Source organism: Moorella humiferrea (assembly GCF_039233145.1).
GTDB lineage: Bacteria > Bacillota > DSM-521 > Neomoorellales > Neomoorellaceae > Neomoorella > Neomoorella humiferrea.
Window position 1 is genome coordinate 1,865,146 of record NZ_CP136419.1, and the last position, 17,664, is coordinate 1,882,809.

20 protein-coding genes and 3 tRNA genes are annotated in these 17,664 nt (G+C 54.2%); 5 read left to right on the forward strand and 18 right to left on the reverse strand.

The genetic code is table 11. The annotated features are described in order from the left end of the window. Window positions 1-2 precede the first annotated feature (2 nt). From dmpG to MHFGQ_RS09725, 6 genes are all read right to left on the reverse strand, one after another. On the reverse strand, window positions 3-1,022 hold the full coding sequence (gene dmpG / locus MHFGQ_RS09700; RefSeq protein WP_106006496.1) for a 4-hydroxy-2-oxovalerate aldolase: 1,020 nt from the start codon (window positions 1,020-1,022) through the stop codon (window positions 3-5). Beyond that, the gene (locus tag MHFGQ_RS09705) at window positions 1,019-1,894 is read right to left on the reverse strand and encodes an acetaldehyde dehydrogenase (acetylating) (protein ID WP_106006495.1); all 876 of its coding nucleotides are present in this window, start codon (window positions 1,892-1,894) and stop codon (window positions 1,019-1,021) included. Before MHFGQ_RS09705 ends, dmpG begins: the two co-directional genes overlap by 4 nt. A gap of 47 nt (window positions 1,895-1,941) precedes the next feature. Beyond that, window positions 1,942-2,715 carry a 2-keto-4-pentenoate hydratase gene (locus MHFGQ_RS09710; RefSeq protein ID WP_106006494.1) on the reverse strand — a complete coding sequence of 258 codons (774 nt, stop codon included), beginning with the start codon at window positions 2,713-2,715 and terminating at the stop codon, window positions 1,942-1,944. Then, complete coding sequence (locus MHFGQ_RS09715) at window positions 2,690-3,610, reverse strand: molybdopterin-binding protein (RefSeq protein ID WP_106006493.1); 921 nt, start codon at window positions 3,608-3,610, stop codon at window positions 2,690-2,692. Before MHFGQ_RS09715 ends, MHFGQ_RS09710 begins: the two co-directional genes overlap by 26 nt. Before the next feature lie 88 nt (window positions 3,611-3,698). Next, entirely contained in the window at window positions 3,699-4,505 is an 807-nt protein-coding gene (locus tag MHFGQ_RS09720; protein WP_170066408.1) for a nicotinate-nucleotide pyrophosphorylase, read from the reverse strand. After that, on the reverse strand, window positions 4,495-5,286 hold the full coding sequence (locus MHFGQ_RS09725; RefSeq protein ID WP_106006492.1) for an IclR family transcriptional regulator: 792 nt from the start codon (window positions 5,284-5,286) through the stop codon (window positions 4,495-4,497). The genes MHFGQ_RS09720 and MHFGQ_RS09725 overlap by 11 nt, the downstream gene beginning before the upstream one ends. Window positions 5,287-5,663: 377 nt before the next feature. Between MHFGQ_RS09725 and MHFGQ_RS09730 the strand changes: the two genes are divergently transcribed. Further along, entirely contained in the window at window positions 5,664-6,437 is a 774-nt protein-coding gene (locus tag MHFGQ_RS09730; protein ID WP_425463826.1) for an SDH family Clp fold serine proteinase, read from the forward strand. On the opposite strand, the gene nadE is transcribed toward MHFGQ_RS09730, so the two are convergent. The 6 genes from nadE to MHFGQ_RS09760 all read right to left on the reverse strand — a co-directional run bounded on the left by nadE (window position 6,434) and on the right by MHFGQ_RS09760 (window position 11,253). After that, window positions 6,434-7,162 carry an NAD(+) synthase gene (gene nadE, locus MHFGQ_RS09735; protein ID WP_106006490.1) on the reverse strand — a complete coding sequence of 243 codons (729 nt, stop codon included), beginning with the start codon at window positions 7,160-7,162 and terminating at the stop codon, window positions 6,434-6,436. The genes MHFGQ_RS09730 and nadE overlap by 4 nt on opposite strands. 280 nt (window positions 7,163-7,442) lie before the next feature. Beyond that, window positions 7,443-7,784: a spore coat protein gene (locus MHFGQ_RS09740; protein ID WP_106006489.1), complete on the reverse strand. Its 342-nt coding sequence runs from the start codon at window positions 7,782-7,784 to the stop codon at window positions 7,443-7,445. A gap of 13 nt (window positions 7,785-7,797) precedes the next feature. Beyond that, window positions 7,798-7,998, reverse strand: coding sequence for a spore coat protein (locus MHFGQ_RS09745; RefSeq protein ID WP_170066407.1), 201 nt, complete (start codon window positions 7,996-7,998; stop codon window positions 7,798-7,800). A gap of 112 nt (window positions 7,999-8,110) precedes the next feature. Beyond that, a complete protein-coding gene (locus tag MHFGQ_RS09750) occupies window positions 8,111-8,293 on the reverse strand; it encodes a glutaredoxin family protein (RefSeq protein ID WP_106006488.1) in 183 nt (60 codons plus the stop codon). A 119-nt stretch (window positions 8,294-8,412) separates the two neighbouring features. Further along, a complete protein-coding gene (locus MHFGQ_RS09755) occupies window positions 8,413-9,765 on the reverse strand; it encodes an aminotransferase class III-fold pyridoxal phosphate-dependent enzyme (RefSeq protein ID WP_170066410.1) in 1,353 nt (450 codons plus the stop codon). 120 nt (window positions 9,766-9,885) lie between these two features. Then, entirely contained in the window at window positions 9,886-11,253 is a 1,368-nt protein-coding gene (locus MHFGQ_RS09760; protein ID WP_106006486.1) for a radical SAM protein, read from the reverse strand. 231 nt (window positions 11,254-11,484) lie between these two features. Between MHFGQ_RS09760 and MHFGQ_RS09765 the strand changes: the two genes are divergently transcribed. Continuing rightward, complete coding sequence (locus tag MHFGQ_RS09765; protein ID WP_106006485.1) at window positions 11,485-11,715, forward strand: DUF1657 domain-containing protein; 231 nt, start codon at window positions 11,485-11,487, stop codon at window positions 11,713-11,715. Window positions 11,716-11,864: 149 nt separating this feature from the next. On the opposite strand, the gene istB is transcribed toward MHFGQ_RS09765, so the two are convergent. Continuing rightward, window positions 11,865-12,641 carry an IS21-like element helper ATPase IstB gene (gene istB / locus MHFGQ_RS09770; RefSeq protein ID WP_106006484.1) on the reverse strand — a complete coding sequence of 259 codons (777 nt, stop codon included), beginning with the start codon at window positions 12,639-12,641 and terminating at the stop codon, window positions 11,865-11,867. Between the two features lie 5 nt (window positions 12,642-12,646). Further along, a complete protein-coding gene (locus MHFGQ_RS09775; protein ID WP_170066406.1) occupies window positions 12,647-13,348 on the reverse strand; it encodes a Mu transposase domain-containing protein in 702 nt (233 codons plus the stop codon). Window positions 13,349-13,420: 72 nt separating this feature from the next. On the opposite strand from MHFGQ_RS09775, the gene MHFGQ_RS09780 reads away from it, so the two are divergent. The 3 genes from MHFGQ_RS09780 (at window position 13,421) to MHFGQ_RS09790 (ending at window position 16,623) form a co-directional block, all read left to right on the forward strand. Then, a complete protein-coding gene (locus tag MHFGQ_RS09780; RefSeq protein ID WP_211292948.1) occupies window positions 13,421-14,041 on the forward strand; it encodes an IS607 family transposase in 621 nt (206 codons plus the stop codon). Next, window positions 14,013-15,485, forward strand: a complete 1,473-nt coding sequence (locus MHFGQ_RS09785; protein ID WP_245907915.1) for a transposase — start codon at window positions 14,013-14,015, stop codon at window positions 15,483-15,485. The genes MHFGQ_RS09780 and MHFGQ_RS09785 overlap by 29 nt, the downstream gene beginning before the upstream one ends. Window positions 15,486-15,915: 430 nt before the next feature. After that, window positions 15,916-16,623: a DNA methyltransferase gene (locus tag MHFGQ_RS09790; protein ID WP_211292947.1), complete on the forward strand. Its 708-nt coding sequence runs from the start codon at window positions 15,916-15,918 to the stop codon at window positions 16,621-16,623. 56 nt (window positions 16,624-16,679) lie between these two features. Here MHFGQ_RS09790 and MHFGQ_RS09795 read toward each other — a convergent pair. From MHFGQ_RS09795 to MHFGQ_RS09810, 4 genes are all read right to left on the reverse strand, one after another. Next, a tRNA-Leu gene (locus MHFGQ_RS09795) sits at window positions 16,680-16,768 on the reverse strand. A gap of 16 nt (window positions 16,769-16,784) precedes the next feature. Continuing rightward, window positions 16,785-16,860: transfer RNA gene (locus MHFGQ_RS09800), tRNA-Cys, on the reverse strand. 11 nt (window positions 16,861-16,871) lie between these two features. Then, a tRNA-Gly gene (locus MHFGQ_RS09805) sits at window positions 16,872-16,946 on the reverse strand. A 39-nt stretch (window positions 16,947-16,985) separates the two neighbouring features. Next, the gene (locus MHFGQ_RS09810) at window positions 16,986-17,660 is read right to left on the reverse strand and encodes a potassium channel family protein (RefSeq protein WP_106006480.1); all 675 of its coding nucleotides are present in this window, start codon (window positions 17,658-17,660) and stop codon (window positions 16,986-16,988) included. Between the last annotated feature and the right edge of the window lie 4 nt (window positions 17,661-17,664).

Consider the following 17,664-nt stretch of genomic DNA (forward strand, 5'->3'; position numbering starts at 1 on the left):
GTTCAAGCCCCTCCCCTCTTCTGTGCAAGCTGGTAAGCTACGTCGACAATCATATCCTCCTGTCCCCCGACCATCCGCCTCCTTCCCAGTTCAACTAAAATGTCCCGGGGGTCGAGGTTGAATTTCTCGGCCGCCCGGTAGGTATGCAGGAGAAAGCTGGAGTAGACTCCGGCATAGCCCAGCATAAGCGGCGCGTTGCGCACCACCTGGGGCCGGTGCATGACGGGCTCGACGATATCCTCGGCCACATCCATAATTTTGTAGAAATCGACACCCGTCTGGTAGCCCAGCTTATCCAGCACGCCGACTAAAGCCTCGGTCTGGGCGTTGCCGGCCCCGGCCCCCAGGCCCCGGCAGGCGCCGTCCAGGAAGGTGGCCCCCGCTTCCACAGCGGCCAGGGCGTTGGCTGTGGCCATGGTCAGGTTGTTGTGGGCATGGAAACCGACAGGGACTTTTACGGCTTCAACTACAGCCCCTACCCGGGCTTTGACGTCTTCCGGCAGCATGGCCCCAGCCGAGTCGGCGATATTAATATAATCGGCCCCGTATGCTTCAAAGAGTTTGGCCTGCTCCACCACCTTTTCCGGCGGCGCCATGTGGCACATCATCAGGAAACCTACGGCTTCCATGCCCATTTTTTTGGCAATGCCTATATGCTGCTCCCCGATGTCGGCCTCGGTAACGTGGGTGGCCACCCGTACGACTTTGGCGCCGCAGTCGGCCGCCATTTTTAAATCTTCAACGGTGCCGATGCCGGGGAGAAGCAGGACGGTTAATTTGCCCTTCTTGATGGCCCCGGCCGCGGCTTTAAGCATTTCTTCGTCGCTGAGTTTGGCCCAGCCGTAGTTGTAGGACGAACCGGCCAGGCCGTCGCCGTGGGAAACCTCAATATATTCCACCCCAGCGGCATCCAGCCCCCCGGCAATGGCGGCGACCTGTTCAGCCGTGAACTGGTGGCTGACGGCATGGCTGCCGTCGCGTAAAGTTGTATCGACGATGTGAATAAATGGAGTGCTGTTCATGCTGCCACTTCCCCTGCTAAAATCTTTTGGGCCAGTTTTTCCGCTACGGCCACAGCAGCGGAGGTGATGATGTCGAGATTGCCGGAGTACTTAGGCAGGAAATCGCCGGCCCCTTCAACTTCTACGATGACCGTCACTTTGTTGCCATCAAGCAGCGGCGGCACCCGGAGCCGATAGCCAGGCACGTAGCCCTGGATTTCCTTTACCATGGCTTCCACAGAGGCCTGAATGGCCTTCTCATCCGGTTTTTCTACTTCGACGTAAACGGTGTTGGTCATCATAATCGGGGGTTCGGCGGGGTTTAGAATAATAATAGCCTTGCCCTTCTTCGCCCCGCCCACAACCTCCAGGGCCTTGGCCGTAGTCTGGGTGAATTCGTCGATATTCTGGCGCGTCCCCGGCCCGGCGCTTTTGGAGGCGATGCAGGCTACGATCTCGGCATATTTTGCCCCGGCCGCGCGGTTGATGGCGTAAACTATAGGTACCGTCGCCTGGCCGCCGCAAGTGACCATATTGAGATTGGGCTCGGCCTTGACCTGGTCCAGGTTGACGCAGGGTACCACATAGGGGCCGACGGCGGCTGGCGTCAGGTCGATGGCAATTTTGCCCGCCTCTTTTAACAGTGGTGCGTGCTGGAGGTGGGGTTTGGCGCCAGTGGCGTCGAAGACGATCTTGATGTCCTTTTCGGCCAGGACGGCATTGACGCCTTCAATGGAGGTTTTAATGCCTAAATCCCTGGCCCTTTTGATGCCTTCCGATTCGACTATGCCAGTCATGAGGGCCATCTCTAAATGCCGGCTGCGCAAGATCTTGTACATCAAATCTGAGCCGATATTTCCAGGACCGATGACGGCTACTTTTACTTTTTCCACACTCACATCCCCTTTAATTTGACTTTGGTTGTCACTCGCTCACCCTGTTAAATAAACTTCAGGCTCAGGCTCCCCAGGCCGTAGAAGGAAACGGTGAAGACATCGCCAGCGCTGGCGTTTTCAGCTGCCGTGACGGCACCGGAAAGGATGATTTCGCCGGCCTCCAGGGCGATGTCAAAGGCCGCCAGTTTGTTGGCCAGCCAGGCCACGGCCGCCGCCGGATGGCCCCAGACGGCGGCACCGGCGCCCGTGCTGACCACTTCGCCGTTCTTCTCCAGCACCATGCCGATGAGGCGCAGGTCCAGGTCTTTGATGGGCACCATACGGCTGCCCAGGACCAGGCGGGCGCTGGAGGCGTTGTCGGCAATGGTGTCCGGGAGCTTGATCTTCCAGTCGCGGATGCGGCTGTCGACGATCTCAAAGGCCGGCATGATACCTTCCGTGGCCCGGAAGACGTCGGCAATGGTCACCCCGGGGCCTTTAAGGGTGTCCTTTAAGATAAAGGCCAGTTCCCCTTCCACCCGGGGTAAAAGGAGCTCATCCCTCCGGCAGGGTTCGCCTTCCAGTAGCAACATGTTATCCAGCAGGTGGCCGTAGTCGGGTTCGTTTACCCCCAAAAGCTTCTGCATGGCCCTGCTCGTCAGACCGATCTTTTTGCCGATAACCCTGCTGCCCCGGGCTTTCTTCATCTCGATGCCGGCGAGCTGGATGCGGTAGGCATCTTCTACCGTTAAATCTGGATAAGTCTCGGTTAAAGGTTCAATGGGTTTGCAGCTGACTTCTGCCGTCAGAAGTTCAGCAGCAACGGCCTGGTAATCCATGTTCATGGCCTCCTTCTTTCATTACACTGCGCCAGCGTTCCCGCAGGGCGCCGGCTATATACTCCGCCAGGCTTTCTTTCTCCAGTCCCTGTTCCAGCCCGGACAGGAGCCGGTCGCAGCCCAACCTGGCTTCTTCGTGGGGACCTGGCAGGGCTACCAGGTAGGCCAGGCCTACCTTCCCCACGGCGATGCGCACCCCCTCTTTATGGTGCCTATGGTAATCAGGCTTAAATTTCAGGATCCAGGGGGTACAGGCCCCGGGATCCAGGCGCAGGATGGCTTCGATGCTGAAGTCTTTGTCCTCGGCCCCCACACCGCCGGTAGTAATGATGAGGCCGTAGCCTTCTTCCAGGGCCCCTTCCAGACGGTTGGCCGCCGCTACAGCATCATCCTCGAGGATGCCGCCGTATTTTGCCCGGTAACCCGTTTTTTCCAGGGCCGATATTATATATGGTGAATTGGTGTCTTTAATTTTCCCGGCTATAACTTCGGATCCAGAGGCAAAGACGATAGCCCGCCGGGCGACAGCCTGGCCGATTTCCCGGGCCATGGCCTCCGATTCTGCCAGCACCCGGGCGGCTTCTTCCGGCTCTAGGGCAATTAAGCCAAGTACCCCTTCCGAGTGGACGGCGGCTCCCGGTTTAATATTCACTCCCGGCAATTCCGCCAGGGACCGTAAGATTTCTTGTTCTTTACCGGCCACCGTTTCCGCCTGCACCCGGCGCCGCAGGATGTCAAAGGCTACCAGCCCCGGCCGCACGTCCACCACCATCACTTCCCGGGGCTCCAGTTCTAAGGCGGCGGCCGCCGTTGCCGCTACGAGCCCCAGATCGGCGTTGTTCAGCTCGACGTTCTCAATCCAGAAGGTTGTTTTCTCCAGCAGGTCCCATTCCACTTCTTATCCCCTTTTTTTCATAATACTGGTTCGATGATTTTTATAATTTGTTTTCAATGGTATATTATGTCATGTTCAATGCTTCCATTTATAATGAAACTCTTTCTACATCCAGGCTTAAATCTAAGAGGGGGGCGTCGATAATGGCCCGGCCGACGTCGACGATATCCGCTCCGACGGCAATTACTGCCTCAAGATTTGCCGGCGTAACGCCGCCGGCAAAGGCAATTTTCACTTTCTCCCGCCATCCTCCTCGCCGTGCCGCCTCGATTACGGTGGCCAGTTCTTCCAGACGACCGGTATCGACCATGATAATTCCCGCGCCGGCCTTTACAGCCGCCTCCGCTTCAGCGGCTACGGGCCTGGTCTCCCCGCGGATCTGCACGGCGATTACCCGTTTCGAGTCATATGTCCGTGCCCGGCCCACCGCCGGCTCAATACCTCCCAGAAGGCGGACGTAATTTTTATCCAGGTAGATAAAGGGTTCATCGCTAATGCGGATGCCGGCGCCGCCGGTGGCGATGGCCCGGCGCAGCTCGCTTCGTATTTCCGGGGTTACCTTTTTCCAGGCGCCGCAGACGACTTTGATGCGTCCCCTCGCCCGGCGGACAAAGTCGGCCGCCGCCGTGGCAACTCCGGAAGGTTTTCCGATTATACCAAGGAGCATTTCTTCAGCCTGGATGATCACCGTGGCTTCGCCCATGGCCCGGAAAAGACAACTGCCCGGCTCTAAAGCATACCCCTCGGGGGCCGACCAGGTTACTTCCAGTCCCAGCTCATCGGCTACCTGCTTTAATCTGTCCGCACCGGATAATATCCCCTTTTCCCGGGCGGTAATGGCAAAAGATGCGGTCTGCCTTCCTAAAGGGGCAAAGAGAAATTCTCTAAGTTCCACTAATATCACTTCCCACAGCAGGCCTGTATCCCAGTCCCGCCGATATCTCTGCCGCCGTACGTACAACTTGTTCTACGGCCAGCCGGAATTTTTCCCCCTCCAGCCTGGCGACGGGACCGGAAACGCTTACGGCGGCACAGACTTTGCCGTTATGGTCCCTTATAGGAGCTGCCACACAGCGCAGGCTGTCCATGATTTCTTCGTTGTCAACGGCATATCCCATCTCCCGAATTTTAGCCAGCTCCGCTTCAAGTTGGCGCGGATCGGTAATGGTGTGGCGGGTATAGCGGGCCAGCCCTTTTGTAGCTATGATACGTTTCACCTCACTGGGGTGCAGGTAGGCCAACAGGACCTTGCCTACCCCGGTACAGTGGGCCGGCAGACGCATCCCCACCTGGGAAACAATGCGCAAAGACTGACGGCTTTCCCGCTTATCAATGTAAAGCACTTCGCCTTTATCGAGGACTACCAGGTGCACCGTTTCTTCTAGTTCATCTACTAACTTTTGAATATGAGGGGCCGCCACCTTACGAACGTCCCAATTGTTAGCTACGATGTTTCCGATTTCAAAAAGGCGCACCCCCAGTCGGTAGCGGCCGTCAAAGGGCGATTGCTCCAAATAACCGAAATCACGCAGGGTTGCCAGCAAACCATGGAGGGTGCTTTTGGGCAAATCCAGGGCGCGGGCTATTTCTCCCAGGGACATATCACCTTGATGAGCGGCCAGCAAATCCAGGATTGTCAATGCCTTGGCCACCGATCGAATACGCGTCGTTACCATACCGCCAGCCTCTGTTCTATATAATCAAATCGTTTTCTATTATTAAGTATGTATGTAATAGTTTTCAACTTTATATCCCCCTGAGAGGCCGGCGATATTCGTTATTATCGAACTCAATGCTATAATATCGTGCTAACGTTAATATTTAAGTTCGCCGCTTATTTTGGTATTCCTGCCGTACCAAAGCCCATTTTGTTCGATATTATCGCAAGTTTATTTGTAATATCGAATATAAATCATGAACTCCTCTGCTTCAACCGGCATATCCTGGTGGTAATAAAGGGATAATATTGGAGCAGGGCCGAAGGAGGTAATCCCCCGTGGATATTTTTTTCAGCGTGATATGGGTCATCTTTCTAATTTCCGCCTTTTTGCCCATGCTGCATCAGCGTCGTATAGAGGCTGCGCGACTACACCTCATTCGGAGTTTCGAGCGTAAAAGTAATTCCCGTCTCATTACCCTCATTCACCGCCAGGAGGCCTTGAGCTTTTTGGGTATCCCCCTTACCAGATATATCAACATCGAGGATTCGGAACAGCTTCTCCGGGCCATCCGCCTTACACCTGACGATATGCCCATCGACCTGGTACTTCATACCCCCGGCGGCCTCGTCCTGGCGGCAGAGCAAATAGCCCATGCGATTTTAAAGCACCCGGCAAAAGTTACCGTTTACGTTCCCCACTATGCCATGTCCGGCGGTACCCTTATCGCCCTGGCGGCCGATGAAATAGTCATGGATGAAAACGCCGTTCTTGGGCCCGTAGACCCCCAGCTGGGCGAGTACCCCGCGGCTTCAATTCTCAAAGTCCTTGAGGAAAAGGATAAAAACGAGATTGACGACCGCACCCTGGTCCTGGCGGACATTGCTCGTAAAGCAATGCGGCAGGTCCGGGATAGCCTTGCGGAGCTCCTGGCGGAAAAAATGGAACGGCAAAAGGCCGAAGAACTGGCTACCATTTTAAGTGAAGGTCGATGGACCCATGACTATCCCATTGGCGTAGCGCAGCTAATAAAAATGGGGCTGCCGGTGAAAACCGGTTTGCCCCGGGAAATATATCAGCTTATGGAACTCTATCCCCAGCCGGCCGGCCGCCGGCCTTCCGTCCAGTATGTTCCCCTGCCCTACACCCGCGAAGAACGCCGCCGTTAAAAGGGCGGGGTCAAAGGCAGCCGTCGCTTGTGGGCGCTGGCGGCGGCCATGGCCTCTATTTTTTCTTTAACCGCCGGCGGCGCCTGTCCCGTCAGGATATAACGATCGAGGTCTTCATAGGTTATACCCATCTCGCCTTCATCCGTCTGGCCGGCCCACAGCCCCGCCGTCGGGGGTTTGCCAATAATCCTTTCCGGCAGTTTTAAATAACGGGCCAGTTCCCGTACCTGGGATTTTACCAAATTGGCCAGGGGCAACAGGTCCACCCCACCGTCGCCGTACTTGGTAAAATAACCGACCGTCAATTCGCTTCTATTACCCGTGCCGACAACCAAGTAATTGCGCTCATTGGCATGGAAGTACAGGGTTAACATCCTGAGGCGCGGCTTTAAATTGGCCAGGGCCAGGTTTCTTTTACCTGGTGAAAAGGGTTGTCCCGTCAACAGCAGCACCAACCGGTCGTAGATATCATCCAGTACCACTTCCACTACCGGTAACTCCAGGTGTCGGGCTACAAGATGGGCATCCTCGGCATCGGCCGGGTCGCTGTGGCAGGGCATGATTAGCCCCAGGCAATTGTCGGGAAAAGCCAGCCGGCATAAATTCGCCACCACGGCGGAGTCGATGCCGCCGCTTAAACCCAGGACCGCTCCCTTGGCTCCGGCTTTGGCGGCCTCTTCCTGCAACCATGCAACCAGGTCTGCGACCATTTTAGCTGCATCCATAAATGATTACCTCCCGATTGCTTGACCGGCTCCAACCCGGGGCCGGTAACAGCAGATTTTTAGCCGCCGGCTCAGGCTCTCTCCCCGCTGCCACGCACCTTCGCCGTTTTGGACAGCACTCCCCTGTGCTGCCGGAAACACCGGGTGACCGCACCGGGCGACTTTAAATCACCATGTTCGACACCGTAACGCCAATTCCTGCTGCCGTAAGGCCCCACCGGCCTGTTATAAAACAACCTCCGACAGTACATACCGCCGGAGGTTATTTGGTTTCTTCCCTCTATACCCTGTATTGGGGTATTCCGCCACCACCCTGAAGAGCCGTCCCCATCTGGACGCCTGCCATCCCGCCTTGCTGCAGTTGCATTTGTTCCTGCTGTAGGCGCTGTAGCAGCTGGGCTATCTCCTGCTGGCTGGCCATATTTAATTGATACCATCCCCGGGAATGCATAACATCCCATACAGCCTTAAGGCAGTTCTGCTCATCCTGGTAAACGGTCATAAAATCCCGCCGCAATTGATCGTTGGCGCATTCAGTAATGGCCATATTATATGAGCTGGTTAAAAGCTTTTCGCTGGCCAGGCAATCGCTGCAGATTGTTTTATCATCAAAAAACTGCATGGTCCTTCCCCCTCTACATCATATGTTGCCCACCCAAATGACGGAGCAAAGTATTATAGTGCCTCTGGTGGGCCTGCTGCACTGAACTCAACACCTGCTTCAGCTGGGGGTCGCTGCACTGGGCGGCGTAGGCCCCGAATTTCCGGATCATCAAGAGCTCATTGCTTAAATTTTCCCGGAGCTGCATCAATTCAGCCTGGGTTAGACCTGCCACGATGCTTCCTCCTTCCACAAATTAAAGCTGCCATGGATCATTTTGCCCAGAGGCCCACCTTCTATTCACCATATTTTCTGCCAATAAAAACCATGCCGGGAAACTCCCGGCGTCAGTGCAAGACTTTTTTTAAACGGTTTTCATCAAAGCCGACTATAACCTGTCCATCGACGATCAGGGTGGGAACCGCCGCCAGACCGCCGTTACGCCGGCACAATTCTTCCATGGCCTTTTCGTCTACACTGATATCCTTTTCTTCAAAATTTACACCATGTCGTGAAAGATACTCTTTCACCGCTTTGCAACTGGGTCAGGTCGGTGTAGTGTAAACAACGACGTTTTCGGGCATCAGATTAACCTCCCGGCAGACTTTTTTACTTAGTCTGCCTGGAAGGAGAAAGCTTTATGTGCGTTCTAGCGTTTTAAAAGGGAACCCAGGACGGTTTTGGCGCTGCTTAAAGTAACGCCTATAAAACCGTAACCGCTTAGAATGGATTCCAAAGCCGTCAGCACCTGCTGCATCTCTTCTTCGGTAACGATTAAAGGCGGCTCTAAACGGATGACATTGGGATTATTTAGAGTATACGCCGTGATAATATGGTGTTTATTCATTAACTCTCCGGCTACCAGGGAACCAAAATATTCTCCCGCCAGCGCATTTACCTTACCGCGTGTTAACCTGTCCAGCCATCCGCCCACAGGTTGGTTAAATTCCAGGCCGATGAGGAGGCCCCGGCCGCGCACGTCTTTTATGATAGTATATTTTCCTTTAAGCCGCCGCAGCTTTTCTAAAAAGAAGCTACCCAGGGCGGCCGCCCGTTTCGCCAGGTCTTTTTCCAGAATGCTTTCCAGGGCCGCCAGCCCGGCCGCCACCGCCAGGGTATTGCCACCAAAGGTGGAAGTATGGAGGAGGGCTTTATCCATGCCGCCGTAGGCTTTATCCCAGATGACCGGACGGGCGATGTAAGCGCCGATGGGCATGACACCGCCACCCAGGGATTTGGCCAGACACATGATGTCCGGCACTACGTCTTCATACTCGCAGGCAAAAAGACGACCCGTACGCCCGAAACCCGTTTGAATCTCGTCGACAATCAACAATGCCCCGTAACGATCACATAGTTCCCGCGCACCTTTGAGATAGCCGTCGCGGGGAACAATCACACCGCCTTCGCCCTGGATGGGTTCTACGATAAAGGCGGCCACATCGCCCCCCGCCAGTTTGGCTTCCAGGGCCTCCAGATCGTCGTAGGGCACCGCCTCGCAACCGGGTAACAGGGGGGTGAAGGGGCGCTGGTATTTCTCCCTTCCCGTGACCGATAGAGAACCAAAACTTTTACCGTGGAAAGAATTTTGGCAGTAAAGGATTTTAACTTTACCGGTGGCGGCGCGTGCCAGTTTGAGGGCGCCCTCCACCGCTTCAGTCCCGCTGTTGCAAAAAAATACCCGTTCCAGATCCCCGGGAGTAACCCGGGCCAGGTTGTGGGCCAGGGCGGCGGCCAGGGGATTTAAAGAGGCCTGCAGTATATTCGGCCGTTCCATCACCTTCTTTACCGCATCCAGCACTTCGGGCGGGTTATGACCCAGATTTAAAGCTCCGTAGCCGCCTAGAAAGTCAAGATAGCGATTGCCCTCCCTGTCCCATACGGCAACGCCTTCTGCCCGAATAAAGGCTTTATCAAAATCCAGCAGGGACAGCATACCCGCCAGGCCGGGATTGACATGGCGGCGGTACAAGTCCCGAACCTCCTGGCGGGAAAACTCCATTGCTTCTGCCAAGCTAAATAATTTTTCTACACCCAAGGGTTGTTCACGTGCCTTTCCTTAAAATAAATGACCCGGGAAGTCGTTCCCAAGGTCATTTTACCATTTTCAGCCGCCTTTTGTCTAATGGTCCGCTGCCGCCCCAACCCCTTTTTCTTTTTCCGTCCAAATCCGGTCGGCAATTTCCCCCCAGGCCCGGGCGTAGGGAGCCAGCTTGGCGGCAAACTCTTCGGCCGTTTCATCTTCGTGGAGCTGCGTCGAATGGGCTCCTGCTTCCGTTACAATATCGCGCAGCATTTCTGGATTATCAATAAGGGGGCAAGGGCGACGGAGGTTTTGGTTAAAGGGCTGGCGCTTCTGATAGGCTTTAAAAAGGGGATTCTGAAGGGCTTCTATCAGGCTGACGTTTTTAATATTGCAGGTGCTGTAGTGAACAAAGGCACAGGGCTCCACTTCTCCGGCGGCGTTAATGTGGAAATAGCGCCGGCCGCCGGCAATGCAGCCGTTGCTGGCCTCGCCGTCGTTCCAAAAGTCGACCAGGAAGATAGGTTTGGTTTGACGGAAATACTGAATGCGCTCAAACATCCAGGCACGCTGTTCGGGCGTGGCCATCATTTCCAGATCCACATCTTTGCCGATGGGGATATAGGTGAAGTACCAGCCGAAGGCAACTCCTTTATCTATCAGCATATCAATAAAGGCGTCACTACCAAGTTCTTCGGTATTATAACGACTGTAGGTCACCGAGACGCCGTAGACAACCCCGGCGGCCCGCATAAGATCCATGGCCCGCATTACTTTAGCAAAAATACCCCTGCCACGACGGCTGTCGGTCTTTTCTTCGAACCCTTCTAAACTCAAAGCTACGGTAATATTGCCCAGACGAACCATCTCGTCGACGAAGCTTTGGTCAATTAAGGTCCCGTTGGAAAATAGATGAAAAACCTGATCCGGATGTTTCTCTGCCAATCGAATAATGTCATCGCGGCGCATCAGGGGCTCGCCGCCGGAAAGAACTATAAAGTTAATACCCAGTTTTTCTCCTTCGCTGATGATGCGATCCATGGTAGCAAAATCCAGTTCCTGAGTTCGCTGGTAATCACCGGCCCAGCAGCCCACACAGTTCAAGTTACACTTTTCCGTTGGATCCATAAGAATGGCCCACGGTACGGATACACCGAGCTTTGCTGCCCACTCTTTTTGGCGCGGTACGCCAATAAAAGTCGAGTTAACAAAAAAATCCATAGCTAAACGCAGTCTGACGTTGGGATGGGTCTGGGTCAGCAATCTCTGGGCAAAACGATACCAGTTGCCGTTTTTATCTTCAAGAACCTTTTTAACGTTAAAAACCATCTCCCGGTGATGGGGATCCCGGGCCAGCTTTTCCGCCAAGGCAATCAAACGGGGGATATTTTTTTCTGGATTATTGAGAATTAATTTTACGCCTTGTTCAATGAGCTTTTCCCCCACATAAGTTTCTGCCAGCTTCACGCCTTAACCTCCTTTCCCCTCAAAAACTCAAAATGGTAGCCACCAACCACCCGCGCCGGCTACCACCTCCCAAAACACCCAAAAGACCAATTTTTGTTTTTATTATACGCCTTCAGCCATACTTGGTCAAGGGTTCCCGTCGGGGTAAAAAATGCTTCTTATATTATTCATTTTTAGGGTCCAGACTATCAATTGAACAGGGAACCATACTGCAAAAGGAGGGCTTCCAAAATGACCGTCGGTACGAAAATGCATCAGACCCTCACCAGCCTGGAAGGCGCCGCTGCGGATCTAAAAACCTACGCCCTGGAAACCGAGGATAAAAACGCAAAGAAGCAGTTCACCGACTACGCCAATCAGATTGAAAGCATTGCCCAGGGCTTGAAAGGCCGCGTCAACTATCTGGAAAGCCAGGAACCCCAGTACAAGGTATTCCAGCAGGCGCAGGGCAAAATGCAGTAGTTCCCTTTAATATAGCCCCCGTAAATCGGGGGCTTTATATTTAAGCATATGCCGACTTAAGCAAAAATAACTACGTTTGTTGTTTGTGGCAATCGAAAAGGGGACCACTGTGGTAACCAGAAAGGGACCCACCCCCGCTTAGGCTACGCCTAAGCGGGCTCGCGCAGTTTTTCGCGTTCTGCCTCCTGCCGGCGCAGGCTCTCGCGGAAACGAAAACTCTCTCCGTTCATGACTAGGATATGAGCGCGGTGGGTAAGCCGGTCCAACAAAGCACCCGTTAACTTTTCATCCCCAAACACCTCCACCCATCGGCTGAATTCCAGGTTGGTAGTAATAATCATGCTACCCCGTTCATAACGGCTGGCGCAGAACTGATACAGCAATTCAGCCCCGGTTTTAGTAAAGGGCACATAACCTACTTCGTCCAGAATGACCAGGTCGTAGGATAACCACTGCTTTTCTAGTCGTCCCAGCCGGTACTCTTGTTGCGCTTCCAGGAGTTCGTTGGCCAGGGCGTTAGCCGTGTAAAAGCGGACTTTCTTGCCCTGGCGCAGGGCGCAGAGCCACAGGGCGATACTCAAATGGGTCTTGCCGGTACCGGGATTACCGAGAAAAATGATACACTCTTTTTTAGCGATAAACTCACCCTGATCCAGGAACAAGACTTTATTCTTGTTAAGGGAGGGGATAAGGCTGAAGTCATACTCTTCCAGGGTCTTGAGATAGGGGAAGCGGGCCTGTTTAAGACGCCTTTTCAGGTTGGCCTCTTCCCGCTGGATAATTTCCTGTTCCATCAGGGCACAGAGGTATTCGGTATAACTCTGGTTACGGTCGGCCGCTTCCCGGGCCACCTGCTGGTAAGAGCGGAGGATAGCCGGAAGCCTTAGCTTCTTCAGGTAACTCTCCAGGAGCAGGTTGTTTGTCATGTCCCTCACCTCCCGGCCACCAGAGCGTCAAATTGTTGCAAGGTACTGCCCCCGGAGGCCGGCAAAGGGATAATATCCAAATTTAGCGGGGGCGAACCTGTCCGGGCAATAGATGCCGCCACTTCCCGGACCACAAGGCAGGTCCGGGGCAGGTCCTGCTGGTAAGTTGCCTCCAGGGCCCTGGTCAGGAGGTCCAGGCCGAAAAGGGGTTCCAGGCCCAGGATACGCTGGAATTCCTGCAGGCCTTCTTTGCGCCGGGGGGCCAGTTCGGCCAGAACCCGCGAGTATACCGGCGGAAGAGTTCCATTTTTAAGGGGCCTGGCATAGCCAAGAGCCCGCGGCTTGCGTTCTAAAGCCTTAAGGTAATGGCGAGGGTCCAGGTGCTCTTCCCCTTTGCCATAGGACCTGGGGTGGGTGGCAATCAGCTCCTTCCTAGCCCAGACCTCAATTTTATCGACGTAAGCCTTAAGGACGAGCTGCTGTCGGGCATAGGATTGGGGGACGGAATAGGTGGTAGTTTCAAACCTTACCCGGCTATAGGAGTCGGCCCGCACTTCCACCTGGCGGTAACAGCCAAACTCTTTAGGTGGCAGGGGGAGCAGGACCTTCTTTTCCTCTTCCCATACTTCAGCGATAGTTCTGGTACTGCCGGGAACCCGGTGTTCCCTTGTATAGCGCAGGCAGTTTTGCCGGAGAACAAAGTCCAACCAACAGTTGCCTCCTTTCCTAATCAATGCTATACTTAAACTATGAAACCTGAATTAGAAGAACACTACCCGTTGCGCAAAGCCGCTGAAATACTGGGCGTCCACCCCATCACCCTACGCCGCTGGGAAAAGGAAGGCAAGATCCGGTGCGTTCGCACGCCTTCAGGTCAGAGGCGTTTTCCCAGGAGCGAGGTTCTGCGCCTTCTCGGCGGAGAAGCCCCTTCAGGCACGCGAGCAGTTATTTATGCCCGCGTGTCCAGCGCCAAGCAGGCCGGAGCCGGTAACCTGGAGCGGCAGAAAAAACGTCTGGAAGAATACTGCCGGGATAAGGGCTATCGAGTAGTGGCCGCCATAGCGGAGCAGGGGTCCGGGCTGAACGAGAAACGCAAAGGGCTGGCCCGGCTTTTCCGCATGGCCCGGGAAGGCAAGATGGACCTGGTGGTAATCGAGTTCAAGGATCGGCTGGCCCGGTTCGGGTTCACCTATATCGAGCGCTATTTTAACGCCTTCGGCGTGAGAATAGAAATAGTGAACGGGGAAGAGTCGAAATCCCTTCAGGAAGAGCTGGTACAGGACATGCTTTCCATCCTGACCGTTTTTTCCGCCAAGCTTTATGGTTCGCGGAGCAGAGAATTCCGCAAAAAAGTAAAGGAGGCCATGCTCGATGCGTCCAAGGGCGAGCAAGCCGATTGACATGATAACCGTGCCGGGAAGAATATACCCCGACGCCATCGCCCGGGAGGAACTGGTCTCCTTTATGGGCCGTTTTCAAGCGGCCAAGCGTTCCGCCTACCAGGCCTTGAGGCGCGGGGAGGAAGCCGGGGAAATTGTCAAAGCCCTCTACGAAAAGTTTTTTCCCAACGCCCGCTGGTGCCAGTGGGCGGTGGAAGACGCGAAGAGCACTATAGAGAGCCAGCAAGAGCTGGTGAAGATGTATGTCTCCGACCTGAAAGCTAAAATAGAGAAATCCGAGGAAAAACTAGAACGCGCCAGGGACCGGCTTCACCGTCAGGGTATCCACACCCGGCTGAATAAGCTCCGGGCCAAACTGGCCTATTGGGAGGGCTTCCTGGAAAGGGGCGAGGTGCCGCCCGCCGTGTTCGGGGGCAAGAAAAACCTGCTTCTCCTACAGGAAGGCAAGCTTTCTAAAGAAAAATGGCGTGAGCTGCGGTCCAATTCCTTTTACTCCGTGGGCCAGGCCAACATGAAAGGGCTGGAAGGGCAGCACGGCAACGCCAACACGGAAATCGTCTATCACGATTTAACCGGCGCCTTTCACCTCAACGTCTACATACCGCCGGAGCCGGAAAACAAGACGGGCCGCAGGAGAAAGGAAGAAGAATGGATCACGGTGCCGCTGGAAATCCCCGCCCGCTACCGGGACCTTCTCATCTTGCGTCTCCTCAAGGGAGAAGCCTACACGGTGCGGGTAGTGCGGAAAGACGGCAGGTTCGAATGCCTCATTTCCTTCCCCCTGGGGGACACCGCGTCCGTGGACAAGAATTCTGTCATGGCGGGAATAGACCTGAACCCCGAAGTGGCGGCCGTGACGGTAGTTTCGCCTGACGGCAACTTCAAGGCCTCCCACTGCTTCTGGTGCCCGGAGCTGGTCCACGTTTCCCACGAAAAACGGGAATGGCTTGCCGGCAACCTGGTTAAAGAAATAGCCGCCTGGCTGAAAGATATAGGCGTAAAGCAGGTCGCCCTGGAGGAGTTGTCCTTTGCTCAGGACCACGACACCAACCGGTATTTCAACCGCATAACCCACAACTTTTGCAAAAAGCTCCTGTTTAACCGGATTGTCGTGGCCTTGAGGAAGAGGGGTATCGCGGTCTTTACCGTACCCGCTAAGTTCACTTCGCTTATCGGGTATTTCAAATACTCGCGGGTTTATGGCCTTTCCACCCACCAGGCCGCTGCTCTGGTGATCGCCAGGAGGGCTTTAGGCTTTACCGAGAAGATCCCCAAAGAGATCTTGAAAATGCTGGCACCAGGGGAAGGATGGCAGCATTTCAAGTTGTGGGGCAGGCTCTTCGGGCTGTTCAAGGCGGCCAGAAAGAGGGCGATAAGGAAAGACTGCCTCTTCCGGCGGTGGAACCCTGAAGACTGGCTGTCTTTTATGTTCAATTCATCTTGAAATCGACTTTAAGCCTGCCGCTTTTCCCTGCCAGGCTTCCCGGGAGTCCGGCAACACTCTGCGGTGGGGCAGAGGGGCGGCAGGTAGGCGGGGTAACTCCCCCATCCGGCAGGTGCCTTAAGACAGATGCCGCCTACAGGGATTTTTCTGCAGCCCACAAACGTGGGATCTGTCTGAGGGACGGAAAACGCCGGAAAGCAGCCTGGTAGCCGGAGGCCCGAACCGGGGAGATGTGGGCCTCCCCATTATGGGGTGCCGGGCTGGCCAGACGGTGACGGAGGTAGCCGTCGGCCCCAACAATATAGTACTTGTCGGGGTCTGCACAATGAGTACCTAACAAAGTTATAGATTGTTTAGCTTTGTATAGGGAAAATTGACCTCTTCTAAGAATGTTAGAATAGATGCGGGAAAAATAGAGGGGGTTGAAAGGATGGCGGTGGTCTTCACCAGGGGCAGACATATGCCGACCTACGGGGACTGTCTAAAAGAACCGCTTTTTAAATATGATTTCCCCAACCGTTGCGACGGACGCGACCTCCTGGCCGCTGTAAAAGATGGTTCCGTGCCCTGCGTCTTTTTCGACCCCCAATATCGGGGCGTTTTAGACAAGCTAGCCTATGGAAATGAAGGTGAAAGCCGCGGCGTCAAACGCTCCCTTTTACCCCAGATGGACGAGGATACCATAAAAAATTTTATAGCAGAAATAGGGCGGGTGCTGATCCCCTCCGGCCATCTTTTCTTATGGGTCGACAAATTTCATTTGTGCGAAGGGATCACGGGATGGTTGCCGGCAAATTTGCAAGTAGTAGATATGATCGTCTGGGATAAACAAAAAATGGGGATGGGTTACCGCAGTCGCCGGCAGAGCGAATATTTGGTGGTTATTCAAAAAAAGCCCCTCAGGGCCAAAGGAGTGTGGGCGGTACATAATATCCCGGACGTGTGGCAAGAAAAACCCGCACCAAACGACCACGCCCATTCTAAACCGGTAAAACTTCAAGCCAGGCTCATTGAAGCCGTAACCAATCCCGGAGATGTGGTCGTTGACCCGGCGGCGGGCAGCTATTCTGTGTGGAAGGCCGCTAACCTTGTGGGACGGAAGTTCTTAGGAGGGGATTTAGTGTACGGTGCCGACTGATAAACAACCAAATAAAAAAGTTTATGGGTTTTCCCGCCCATAAACCCTTATTTTTGTGGTGCGAGAGGCGGGACTTGAACCCGCACGGACCAAAAGGTCCACGAGATTTTAAGTCTCGGGCGTCTGCCGGTTCCGCCACTCTCGCAGATAAAAAAATAACTTGGAGGCGCGGGCCGGATTTGAACCGGCGAATAGCGGTTTTGCAGACCGCGGCGTTAGCCACTTCGCCACCGCGCCGTGATAAAAAATGGAGCGGAAAACGGGATTTGAACCCGCGACCCTCGCCTTGGCAAGGCGATGCTCTACCACTGAGCTATTTCCGCTCGCTGCATAAGTGATTATAGCATGTGCCAAAATTCATGTCAAGCGTTTTCATTTTTTCCCGCCAGGATAAACTCCAGCTCCCGCTGAACTTCTGGATTTGTAAGGGCAAATACCAGGTCGCCCTCCTCCAGGATAGTATTGCCGCAGGGCACTATTGCCGTCTCACCCCGAACGATGGTCACCAGGATGCATTCGTTGGGAAAAGGTATCTCCTTTATTTTCCGCCCGCACACCGGCGCCTCAGGTTCCAACCTAAATTGTACCATTTTTAAATCTTTAATTCCCTGCATCCACAGGGCCGTAGTGGCGTCCATATCCACCCTTTCCTGAATTAAATCCATAACAAGGGAGGCCGGACCAATAACCTGATTTACTCCAAGCCAGCGAAAAAGTTTTTCATTACCGGGATTGTTTACCAGAGCCAGGGTGCGTTTGGCTTTAAATTGGCGTTCGGCCAGCTGACATATTACTAGATTATCTTGATCGTCATCGGTAATAGCAATTACTATATCGGCGTTTTCGGCACCGGCTTTTTTAAGGACCTGGGGCTTAGTACCGTCACCCACTATGACCGGAAGAGCTAGCTCCTCTTTTATCTTCTCTGCCTTCACCTGTTCTTGCTCGACTAGAATTACTTCATAACCAAAAGATTTACACTGTTTGGCTACCTGATAACCCACCTTACCGCCACCGACGATAATAATTTTCTTCATAACT